Genomic DNA, 10,619 nt, shown 5'->3' with positions numbered 1-10,619 from the left:
GCCCGCGGCCGTCGCGCGGCCCGGTGCCCGAGCCGCCGTCCCGCGGCCCCGTGCCGGGAGCGCCGCCGTCGCGCGGCGCGCCGCCGGGCGGACCCTGACCCGGGTCGTCGCGACGTCCGTCACCCGCACCGTCGACCGGTCCGCCGTGTGCACCCCGCGCGGCACCCGGTGCGGCACCCGGTGCGGCACCCCCGGCGGCGCGTGCGGCGGCCTCCGCCTCGGCCGCCTCGGCCAGCTCCCCGCGGAACCGGACCCGCCGGAGCCGACGGGTCATGCTGATCCCCAGCACGATCACGGCCAGCCCGAGCAGGAAGAGCACGACGAAGCCGGGGAACCCCGGCGAGCCCAGCGACGAGCCGCCCAGCTCCGTGGTGACGCCGGACGGGGACGGGGAGGGCGTGACGGCGCCCAGGAGGGTCCCGACGACCCCGGCCGCGGCCGCCGCGCCGGTCACCGGTCCTCCCGCAGCCCGGCGAACAGGTCGTCCTCGGGCAGCTGCGTCGGCACCCGCGCGGCGGCGAGCTCGTAGTCCTCCGTCGGCCACTCCTGCGCCTCGACCTCGCGGGGGACGGCGAAGAACCAGCCGTCCGGGTCGATCTGCGTGGCGTGCGCACGCAGCGCCGCGTCCCGGGCCGGGAAGAAGGCGGCGGAGGGGACGCGCGTGGTCACGGTGCGCTGCGGGAACGGCCGGTCGCGGGCCTGGTCGATCCACTCCGCGAAGGGCGACTCCCGCCCGGCGGCGAGGATCGCCGCGTGCAGCGCCGTCATCCGCTCGAGGCTGAACCCCGCGTGGTAGTAGAGCTTCTGCGGCGTCCACGGCACGCCCGTGCCGGGGTACCGGTCCGGGTCGCCCGCCGCCTCCCACGCCTCCATCGAGACGCGGTGGGTCATGACGTGGTCCGGGTGCGGGTAGCCGCCGTTCTCGTCGTACGTCGTGATCACGTGCGGCCGGAACGCCCGCACGAGCGCGACGAGCGGCGCGGCGGCGACCTCGAGGGGCTGCAGCGCGAAGCACCCCTCGGGCAGCGGCGGCAGCGGGTCGCCCTCCGGCAGGCCGGAGTCGACGAACCCGAGCCACCGGTGCTGCACCCCCAGCGCGGCGGCGGCGACCGCCATCTCCTCGCGGCGCAGCTCGACCATCCGGTCCGCCGGCACCTCCCCGTAGGAGGGGTTGAGGACGTCACCGCGCTCGCCGCCGGTGCACGACACGACGAGAACGTCCACCCCCTCCGCCGCGTAGCGGGCGGTGCTGGCCGCGCCCTTGCTCGACTCGTCGTCCGGATGGGCGTGCACGGCCATGAGCCGCAACCGCTCCGAGGTCATCGGTCCTCCCCCTCCGGCCACCCGGCCGGACAGGGGACAATGGTGCCGCATGGGACCGACACGGCCGGCCGGTCCCGACCCAGCCCCGGAGGGACCGCGTGACCCCGCCCGCCCCCAGCCCCGCCGCGACGCCCGCGCCCGGTCCCGGCCCCGTCCCCGCCCGGCCGGCGGGCCGCTACGGACCGGCGCCGGTGCCGGGCCGGGCGCGTCGGGCCCGGGTGGCTGTCGCGGCCGCGTGCGCCGTGGCGGTGGCGGTCGTCGCCTGGGTGGTCGTCGGCGTGCTGCGGGACCCCGTCCAGTGGCAGGACCTGGGCTACGACGTGGTGGACGCCGCGACCGTGCAGGTGCGCTTCGCGGTCACCATGGAGCCCGGCGCGAGGGCCGTCTGCCAGGTCCGCGCCCTCAACGAGGCGTTCACCGAGGTGGGCTTCCGAACGGTCGAGGTGAGCGCCGTGGCGGAGCGCACCCAGCGGGTCACGGTGCAGGTGCGGACCACCGCGCTCGCCGTCACGGGGTCGCTCCAGGGGTGCCGTCTCGCCGACGGCTAGGACGCGCCGGTATGCTGGGGAGTTCGTTCCGCCGCCGACGACCGCTGTCCACGGGCCCCGCGCCCGCAGGACCGGCCCGGTGACGGCCGCACCGCCGCCCCGGACCGGGGTGCGTCCCGCCCCGGCGGAGGATGCGCCGGGCTCCGCGGCCGGGGCGGAGGACCGCAGCAGACGTGAGAGAGGAGCGATCGTGACCGACACGACCGCCGCCACGGGGACGTGGCTGACGCAGGAGGCGTACGACCGCCTCAAGGCGGAGCTCGAGCACCTCGAGGGACCGGGGCGCGAGGAGATCGTCGGCCGCATCGCCGCCGCGCGCGACGAGGGCGACCTCAAGGAGAACGGCGGCTACCACGCCGCCCGCGAGGAGCAGGGCAAGGCCGAGGCGCGCATCCGCGAGCTCAAGGAGAAGCTCCGCAACGTGCGGATCGGCACGCCGCCCGACGACGGCGTCGTCGAGCCGGGCATGGTCGTCACGGCCGTGGTCGCGGGCGACGAGATGCGCTTCCTCCTCGGCTCCCGCGAGATCGCCGGGTCCTCGGACATCGACGTCTTCTCCCCGACGTCCCCGCTGGGCGCCGCGATCAACGGTCGCTCCGTGGGCGACTCCACCTCCTACGCCGCACCGAACGGGCGCACGATCCCCGTCGAGATCGTCGCCGCGAGCCCCTTCGAGGGCTGACGCCCGGCGCCCCGACGGCCCCGCCCCACGCGGGGCGGGGCCGTCGGCGTCCCGGCCCTACGGCGCCAGGCGGTAGCCCTGCTCCCGCAGGCGCGCCAGGACCTCGGCGCAGTGGTCCGGGCCCGTCGTCTCGAGCTGGACGTCGATGCCGACCTCGTCGACGCCCAGGTCCGCCCCGGTCCGCAGGTGCTGCACGTGCACGACGTTGCCCCCGAGGCGGGCGAGGTCCTGCAGCAGCGCCGCGAGCGCGCCGGGCCGGTCGACGGTGCGGACCCGCACCTGCAGGTACCGGCCCGCGGCCGCGAGCCCGTGCCGCAGCACCCGCATGAGCAGCAGCGGGTCGACGTTGCCGCCGGACAGGACGACGACCACCGGCCCGCCGTCGGACGCGAAGGCCTGCGGGTCGGCGAGCAGCGCGGCCACCCCGGCGGCGCCGGACGGCTCGACGAGGAGCTTCGACCGCTCGGCGACGTGCAGCAGCGCGCGCGAGAGGTCCTCCTCGGACACGGTCCGCACCGCCACCCGGTGGGCCTGCACCAGCTCGAACGGCACCGTGCCCGGCAGCCCGATCGCGATCCCGTCGGCCATCGTGGACATCGCCGCCGCCGGCACCGGGCGCCCCGCCGCGAGCGAGGCGGGGTAGGCCGCGGCCCCCGCCGCCTGCACGCCGACGAGCCGCACGCCGGGACGGTCGGCCACGGCGGCCGCCATGCCCGCCACGAGCCCCCCGCCGCCCACCGGTACGACGAGCGTGCGCACGTCCGGCACCTGCTCGAGCACCTCGAGCGCGACGGTCCCCTGCCCCGCGTCGACGTCCTCGTGGTCGAAGGGGTGGACGAGCACCGCCCCGGTGCTCGCCGCGTGCTCCTGTGCGGCGAGCAGCGCCTCGTCGACGGAGCTGCCCACGTGGACGACCTGCGCCCCGTAGGCGCGCGTGGCGTCGACCTTGGGCAGGGCGGCACCGGTGGGCATGAACACGACGGCCGGCACGCCGAGCAGCCGGGCCGCCAGCGCCACGCCCTGCGCGTGGTTGCCGGCGCTCGCCGCCACCACACCGCGCGCGCGCTCCTCGTCGGACAGCCGGACGAGCCGGACGTAGGCGCCGCGGATCTTGAAGGAGCCCGTGCGCTGGAGGTTCTCGCACTTGAGGTGCACGGGCACGCCGACGAGCTCGGACAGCGCCCGGCTGTACCGCACCGGCGTGCGCTCGGCGACGCCCGTGAGCAGCCCGGCCGCGGCCCGGACGTCCTCGGGCCCGATCACCGGACCGCAACCCGGGGGGCCTGGACGCCCACGCCTGCGCTCACGCCTGCGCTCACGCCTGCGCCTGCGGGGGCGCGACGGGCCCGAGGGACGCCTCGCGCTGCGGCTCGGCGTCCTCGTGCCCGAGCCCGGGGAACTTGTCGTGCCCGTGCAGGTAGAGGATGACCGTGTTGAGCACCGCGGCGATGGGGACGGCGAACAGGGCGCCGACGATCCCGGCGACGAAGGACCCCGCGGCCACGGAGAGCAGCACCGCGACGGGGTGCAGCGACACCGCGTGCCCCATGAGGAACGGCTGCAGCACGTGCCCCTCGAGCTGCTGCACGCCGAGCACGATCACCAGCATGATGACCGCCGGCCACAGCCCCTGCGAGACGAGCGCGACGAGCACCGCGATCGACCCCGTGACGACGGCGCCGACGAGCGGGATGAACGACCCGATGAAGACGAGGATCGCCAGCGGCAGCGCGAGCGGCAGCCCGAGGAAGAACGCCCCCAGCCCGATGCCGAGGGAGTCGACGGCGGCGACGAGGATCTGGGTGCGGGTGTAGGAGCCGAGCGTCACGACGCCGCGCCGGCCCGCCTCGTGCACCCGCTCGCGGGCGTCCCGCGGCAGCAGCCCGACGACCCACGCCCAGATGGTCCTCCCGTCGAGCAGGAAGAAGAAGGTGCAGAACAGCGCGATGAGCGCGCCCGCCAGCACGTGGCCCACCGTCGTGGTGACCGAGAGGGCCCCGGAGACGATGCTGCTGCTCGCGCCGGACAGGGCCTCCTGGGCCTGGTCGACGTAGCCCGACAGGTCCGTCTGCGTGACGTTGAGCGGGCCGGTCGAGAGCCAGCCCAGGACCTGGTCGAAGCCCTCCAGCGCCTGGTCGCGCAGCTCGCCGATCCCCGAGACGATGGACTGGCCGGCGAGGGTGAGCAGCCCGCCGACGACGGCGAGGAGCCCCAGCACCGCGATCGCCGCCGCCAGGCCGTGCGGCACGCGCAGCCGCTGCAGCCCGTGCACCACCGGGGTCAGCAGGACGGTGAGCAGCAGCGCCACCGCGACCGGGACGATGATGACCTCGAGCTCGACGACGAGGAACCCCACGAGGGCGAGCGCCAGCCCGATGACGACGACCCGCCAGGACCAGGCCGCGGCGGCGCGGACCGACGGCGGCACCGCCCCGGTGTCGTCCCAGCGCCGGCCCGTCACGGCGGTGCCGGGGACGGACGCAGCGCCGGACGCAGGGCCGGTCGCAGCGCCGGACGCAGGGCCGGTCACAGCGCCGGACGCAGCGCCGGACGCACCGCCGGACGCGGGCGGGGACGCCGGCGGGAGGCCGGACGGGTTCAGCGAGGTGCTCACAGGGCCGAGGCTAGGCCGGGCGCCCGCCGTCGTCCCGGCGTCCACGCGGGAACACCCCGACGTGACCGACGGTTGACCCGCCACGGAGAGAGAGGAGGACGCCCATGTCCTGGCTGTTCGGATCCGCCCTCAAGACGACGATGGTGACCCCGGAGCGCGCGCTCCCGGGCCGCCCGAGCCCCACCTACGCCGTGCCGACGACGCACACCGTCCTCGGCACCCCCCTGCGCGGCCCCTGGCCGGAGGGCACCGCGGTGCTGCACCTGGCGATGGGCTGCTTCTGGGGCGCCGAGAAGGAGCTGTGGCAGCTGCCCGGCGTCGTGACGACGGCGGCCGGCTACATGGGCGGCTTCTCGCCGAACCCCACCTACGAGGAGACGTGCACCGGCATGACCGGGCACACGGAGACGGTCCTCGTCGCGTACGACCCGCAGCGCCTGTCGCACGTCGACCTGCTCCGGCACTTCTGGGAGCAGCACGACCCGACGCAGGGCTACCGGCAGGGCAACGACGTCGGCACCCAGTACCGCAGCGCGGTCTACACCACGACGCCCGAGCAGGCCGCGGCCGTCGCGTCGACGCGCGCGGAGTTCCAGGAGCGCCTGACGCGCGCCGGGTTCGGCGACATCACGACGGAGGTCGCCACGGCCCAGGAGGCCGGGCCCTTCTTCTACGCCGAGGGCTACCACCAGCAGTACCTCGACAAGAACCCGCACGGCTACTGCCCCGTGCACGCCACGGGGGTCACCTGCCCCCGCCCGCTGGACGTCTGACCGGGGCGGGGCCGCGCGGCGCGCGCCCCGCACCACCCCGGGCCCGAGGGCCGGCCGGGACCCCCGGCCGGCCCTCAGCCGTCCGCGGGCTCGACGAGCGCCGGCCGCCGCGGGTCGTCGACCCGGACGACGAGGTCCGCCACCGCCTCCGGGTCCGTCTCCTGGGCGTAGCGGGCGTGGGCGGGCAGGGTCCACGCCTCCTCGGGCGGCGTGCGACGGGCGAGGGTCGCCGGCCGGACCGCGAGGTGCACGACGAGGTCGAGCTCGAGCCAGCGCCCCAGCAGGAACGTCCCGTCGAGCAGGAGCACGGCCCCGGGGGGCGCGTCCCGGTAGGGCGCGCGCGTGGCCCGGTCCCGCGCGGCGTCCCACAGGCTCGGCAGGTGGCGCCCCGTGCCGCCGGGGCCCAGCGGCGTGAGCACCTCGCGCTCGAGGGCGCGCGCGTCGAGGTGGTCGTCGAGCAGCGCGTCCGGGTCGTGGGGCCCGTGCTCCAGCCGCACGGACGCGGGCCGCAGGAAGTCCCCGGCCCGCACCCGCAGCACCGGCCGCCCGGCGGCCCGCAGCGGCTCGACGAGGGCGTCCGCCAGCGCGCCGGGGCCCGTCGCCGGCGCGCCGTCGACCGCCACGCGCAGGTGCGCGCCGTCGGGCACCGCCGCGGCGGCCGCGAGCACCGCGTCGACGAGGCGCGCCCGCAGGTGCGCGGCGTCCAGCGGCGTCACCGTCACCGGCCCGCCCGGCACGCGACCCCTCCGCGACGCCAGGGACGGACCGTCACTCGCCCCGCCCACGCAGCGACCCCGGTTCGAGCCCTTCGGGGGGCACCCGCGGCAGCACCTGGGTGCGGTCGGGGTCGACGCCCGGCCCGGCGGCGCCCTCGTCGGGACGGGCCCCGTCGGGACGCACCTCGTCGGCACGCGCCCCATCGGGACGGGCCCTGCCGGGACGCGTCTCGTCGGGCGGGAGCCCGGCGCCCGGCGGGGTCGCACCCGAGGCGCCGCCCGGCACGACCGCCGGCGGGGAGGACGCGGGGGCGGTCGACGGCACGACGGCCGACGGGGTCGGGTCCTCCCCCGCCGCGTCCCGCTCGCGCCGGGCGAGGACCTCCTCCCCCGGCCCCGTGAAGTGCCGGGACCGCTCCACGGCCGCGAGGCTCCCGGTGAACAGGCTGGAGTCCGTGCTCGCGTGCGGCCCGGTCGCCGGCCCGCCGGGCGACGCGGCCACCGCCTCGCGGCGGGCCGCGCCGCTCGCCGCCGTGCGAACCCGCTCCGGCGCACGGTCGGGTGCACGGTCGTGCGCACGGTCCGGCGCACGGTCACGCGCACGGTCCGGCGCACGGTCCGGACGGCTCCCGGGCGTGTCGCCGGCCTCGTCCCCGGCGCGCGCGAGGGCGCCCTCGCGGCCCTCGAGCGGCCCCGACGCCTCCCACCGGGTGCGCGGCAGCGCCTCCCGCGCGGACGCCTGGAGCCAGGAGACGAGCCCCTCGCGCAGGAAGCACCGCAGGTCGAACAGGGTCGGCGCGTCGGCCGCGGAGGCCAGCACGCGGACGCGGACGAGCCCGCCCGTCGCCTCGGTCACCTGCAGGATGCCGACCCGCTGGTCCCACAGCGGCGTCTGCGCCAGGAGCTCGACGAGCCGGGCGCGCATGGCGTCCACCGGCACGTCCCAGTCGAGGTCGAGCTCCACCGTGCCGAGCAGCTGGGAGGCGCGCCGCGTCCAGTTCTCGAACGGCGTCGTCGTGAAGTAGGTCGAGGGCAGGATGAGGCGCCGGTCGTCCCACACGTGGACGACGACGTAGGTGAGCGTGATCTCCTCGATCCGGCCCCACTCGTCCTCGACGATGACGACGTCGTCGACGCGGATGGCGTCGGTGAAGGCGAGCTGGAGCCCGGCGAAGACGTTGGCGAGCGAGCTCTGCGCCGCCAGGCCGGCGACGATGGAGAGCAGGCCGGCGGAGGCGAAGACGGAGGCGCCGACCGCGCGGGCGGACGGGAACGTCAGCAGCACCGCCGCGATCGCGCACAGCGCGAGCACGGCCACGGTGATCCGGCGCAGGACCTGGACCTGGGTGCGCACGCGACGCGCGTGGCGGTTGTCCGCCACGTCCACCCGGTACCGCGCCAGCGCCGCGTCCTCGAGCACGAAGGCCAGGCTCCCGAGCAGCCAGGCCAGCGCGCCGATGAACGCGATGAGCAGGACGTGCAGGACCGCGGTGCGCCAGTCGGCCGGCTGCGTCGAGAGGGCGAGGGCCGCGCGGGCGGCGACGACGACGAGCACGAGCCGCAGCGGCCGCCGCGCCCGCTGGGACAGGTCGGCGACGACCTCCGACCGCCGCGCCGCCCGTCCCACGAGCACGGCGACGAGGAGCGAGACCGCCAGCGCCACCACCACCGAGACGCCCACGGACAGGAGCGGCACGAGGACCTGCCGCACGACGCCGTCCTGCGACGTCAGCCCCTCCGCCACCGCGCCCGGCAGGGACGGGGAGGGCCCGGGCTCCGGCGCGAGGGCGGCACGAGCGGCACGGGCGAGGGTGACGGGCTCGACGAGGCCGTCGGCGAGGGCGCGGCGAGGCCCGGGGACGATCATCGGCATGCCCTCCAGGCTAGGCACGCGCCAGGCGTGCCCCCGGCCGCGGACGGCCGCCCCGGCGGGACGTGTGACGAGGTTCGCACGGACCGACGCCGGCGCCCCGGCGTCGGGCAGCACAGGTGCCCCGCACCGTCGACGTGCGGGGCACCCGGGCGACGAGAGCGTCTCACCGGCACGAGGAGTGGCGCTCTGGGGACCTCCGGCGCTGGGCCGGGGGCGGGGCGGCTCTCGCCGACCCTGTCGTCGGCACCAGTGTGGCTCAACCCACCGACGCCCGCCAGGGATACGGCATGACGATCTCATTGCCTCTGCCCGGACGCGCCTTTTCCCGCGCCGTTCCTGCCCGGGGCGGCCAGGGACGGGCACGACGGCGGTCCCGCCCGGTCCGGAACCCCCGGACCAGGCCGCCGGTGCGGCCTCCCGCGCCGCCGCCGGCCCGCCCCCCGCGGGCCCGCCACCCCCTCCCCGGCGTCCCCGCGCGACCGGCCACCGGCCGACGTAGCGTCGACGCCGCCCCACCACCCCGCCCGCGAGGAGCCGCCGTGCCCGCCGACCGTCCCGTCCTGCTCGTGCTCCACGGCGCCCGGGGCGACCTCGCCCGGCGCATGGTCCTGCCCGCGCTCGCGACGCTGCACGCCCGGGACCTGCTGCCGGCGCGGTGGGCGCTCCTGGGCGCGGGCCGCTCCGAGGTCTCCACCGCGGACTTCCGGTCGGCGGTGTCGGAGGCGCTCGAGACGTTCGGCGACGAGGAGGCCCGTGGCGCCGGCGACGCGCTGCGGGAGCGGGCCACGTACGCCCGCGACGTCAGCGAGAGCGACGAGGACGACGCCGGCGACCTCCCCGACGCCGTCGCCCGGGCGCGGAGGTCGCTCGGCGACGAGGCGGTCGTCGTGCACTACCTCGCCGTGCCGCCGGAGTCGTTCGAGCCCCTGACGCGCGCGCTGCACCGGCACGGCCTCGTCGACGGCGTCCGCGTCGTCTACGAGAAGCCGTACGGCACCTCGCCGGAGTCGTTCCGCGCGCTGGACGCGGTCGTCCACGAGGTCCTCGACGAGGAGCAGGTCTTCCGCATCGACCACTTCCTCGGCAAGGAGGCCACCCAGAACCTCCACGTCGTCCGGTTCGCCAACGAGCTCGTCGGCGGCGCCTGGAACCGGGAGCACGTGGCGCAGGTGCAGGTCGACGTGCCCGAGACGCTCGACGTCGCCGACCGCGCCGAGTTCTACGACGCCACGGGCGCGCTGCTCGACATGCTGGTGACGCACCTGTTCCAGGTGGCCGCGACGGTCGCGATGGAGCCGCCGGCCGGCCTGTCCGCCGGCGACCTGGCCGCCGCCCGCGACGAGGCGCTCGAGCACTTCCGCCCCCTCACCCCCGACGACGTCGTGCTCGGGCAGTTCGAGGGGTACCGCGAGATCGACGGCGTGGACGACGCGTCGACGACGGACACGTTCGTCGCCGCCCGCCTGTACGTCGACACCGACCGGTGGCGCGGGGTGCCCTTCCTGCTCCGCACCGGCAAGCGCATGGCCGCCTCCGCGCAGCAGGTGACGCTCGTGCTGCGCCGCCCCGACGAGCTGTTCGGCCAGGAGGTCGGCCCGAACCAGGTCGCCGTGTCCCTCGCGGGCAGCGGCGAGGTGAGGATCACCACGACGGTGAAGCGCCCCGGGCCGGACCTCGTGCTCGACACGGGCACCGCCACGCTGGCGCTGGCGGACGTCGAGCCCGGCGCCGCCCTGCCGCCCTACGCGGGGCTGCTGGCGGACGTCCTGGCCGGGGACCGCACCCTCTTCACGACGCCGCGGGGCCTGGCGGCCGCCTGGCGCGCGGTCGAGCCCGTGCTCGGGGACGCCCGGCCGCAGGTGCAGCCCTACGCCCCCGACGGGTGGGGGCCCGGGGCCGCCGAGGCGCTCGCCGCCCCGGGCCGGTGGGCGCTCGGCCCGGCCGACCCGGACGGCACCCGGCCCACCGACGGCGACTGACCCGCCGCCCCGACCCGCCCGCCGGCGCTCGTCGGGCTCCTCGACGGTGCGGCGGGCCGGCGCGGGCGGGCGCCCCTCGTGCGCGGAGGGCCGCGGGCGGGGACGGGCGCA

At 77.5% G+C, this 10,619-nt stretch carries 10 protein-coding genes; 4 read left to right on the top strand and 6 right to left on the bottom strand.

The genetic code is table 11. The features are described 5' to 3' along the window. On the bottom strand, positions 1-454 hold a 454-nt coding region (locus tag EJA20_RS11765), incomplete at its 3' end, for a hypothetical protein (RefSeq protein ID WP_129338337.1). Continuing rightward, on the bottom strand, positions 451-1,323 hold the full coding sequence (gene mca, locus EJA20_RS11760) for a mycothiol conjugate amidase Mca (RefSeq protein WP_129338336.1): 873 nt from the start codon (positions 1,321-1,323) through the stop codon (positions 451-453). The genes EJA20_RS11765 and mca, both read right to left, overlap by 4 nt. A 98-nt stretch (positions 1,324-1,421) precedes the next feature. On the opposite strand from mca, the gene EJA20_RS11755 reads away from it, so the two are divergent. Together EJA20_RS11755 and greA are read left to right on the top strand one after the other, a co-directional pair. Further along, complete coding sequence (locus EJA20_RS11755; protein ID WP_129338335.1) at positions 1,422-1,871, top strand: DUF4307 domain-containing protein; 450 nt, start codon at positions 1,422-1,424, stop codon at positions 1,869-1,871. Between the two features lie 190 nt (positions 1,872-2,061). Beyond that, a complete protein-coding gene (gene greA, locus EJA20_RS11750; protein ID WP_129338334.1) occupies positions 2,062-2,553 on the top strand; it encodes a transcription elongation factor GreA in 492 nt (163 codons plus the stop codon). A gap of 57 nt (positions 2,554-2,610) precedes the next feature. Here the strand turns inward: greA and ilvA are convergent, their stop codons facing one another. Then, entirely contained in the window at positions 2,611-3,816 is a 1,206-nt protein-coding gene (ilvA, locus tag EJA20_RS11745; protein ID WP_129338333.1) for a threonine ammonia-lyase, read from the bottom strand. Positions 3,817-3,868: 52 nt separating this feature from the next. Beyond that, positions 3,869-4,981 (bottom strand): AI-2E family transporter, encoded by a 1,113-nt coding sequence (locus EJA20_RS11740; RefSeq protein WP_240675431.1) that lies wholly within the window; start codon positions 4,979-4,981, stop codon positions 3,869-3,871. Between the two features lie 290 nt (positions 4,982-5,271). Here EJA20_RS11740 and msrA point away from each other — a divergent pair, with 290 nt between their 5' ends. Next, positions 5,272-5,940: a peptide-methionine (S)-S-oxide reductase MsrA gene (msrA, locus tag EJA20_RS11735; protein ID WP_129338331.1), complete on the top strand. Its 669-nt coding sequence runs from the start codon at positions 5,272-5,274 to the stop codon at positions 5,938-5,940. A gap of 74 nt (positions 5,941-6,014) precedes the next feature. Here the strand turns inward: msrA and EJA20_RS11730 are convergent, their stop codons facing one another. Next, positions 6,015-6,677, bottom strand: a complete 663-nt coding sequence (locus EJA20_RS11730; protein ID WP_205687477.1) for a nucleoside/nucleotide kinase family protein — start codon at positions 6,675-6,677, stop codon at positions 6,015-6,017. 31 nt (positions 6,678-6,708) lie between these two features. Next, positions 6,709-8,529 carry a mechanosensitive ion channel domain-containing protein gene (locus EJA20_RS11725; RefSeq protein ID WP_338068820.1) on the bottom strand — a complete coding sequence of 607 codons (1,821 nt, stop codon included), beginning with the start codon at positions 8,527-8,529 and terminating at the stop codon, positions 6,709-6,711. A 539-nt stretch (positions 8,530-9,068) separates the two neighbouring features. Between EJA20_RS11725 and EJA20_RS11720 the strand changes: the two genes are divergently transcribed. After that, complete coding sequence (locus tag EJA20_RS11720; RefSeq protein WP_129338330.1) at positions 9,069-10,508, top strand: glucose-6-phosphate dehydrogenase; 1,440 nt, start codon at positions 9,069-9,071, stop codon at positions 10,506-10,508. Positions 10,509-10,619: the final 111 nt, after the last annotated feature.

The sequence above is a fragment of the Cellulomonas endophytica genome (assembly GCF_004123805.1).
In the GTDB taxonomy this organism is placed as follows: Bacteria; Actinomycetota; Actinomycetes; order Actinomycetales; family Cellulomonadaceae; genus Cellulomonas; species Cellulomonas endophytica.
This window is presented reverse-complemented; position numbering and strand designations above follow the sequence as displayed.

Coding starts and splice junctions, on each gene's coding strand:
- EJA20_RS11725 (WP_338068820.1), bottom strand. CDS start 8,529: ATGCCGATGATCGTCCCCGGGCCTCGCCGCGCCCTCGCCGACGGCCTC.
- msrA (WP_129338331.1), top strand. CDS start 5,272: ATGTCCTGGCTGTTCGGATCCGCCCTCAAGACGACGATGGTGACCCCG.
- mca (WP_129338336.1), bottom strand. CDS start 1,323: ATGACCTCGGAGCGGTTGCGGCTCATGGCCGTGCACGCCCATCCGGAC.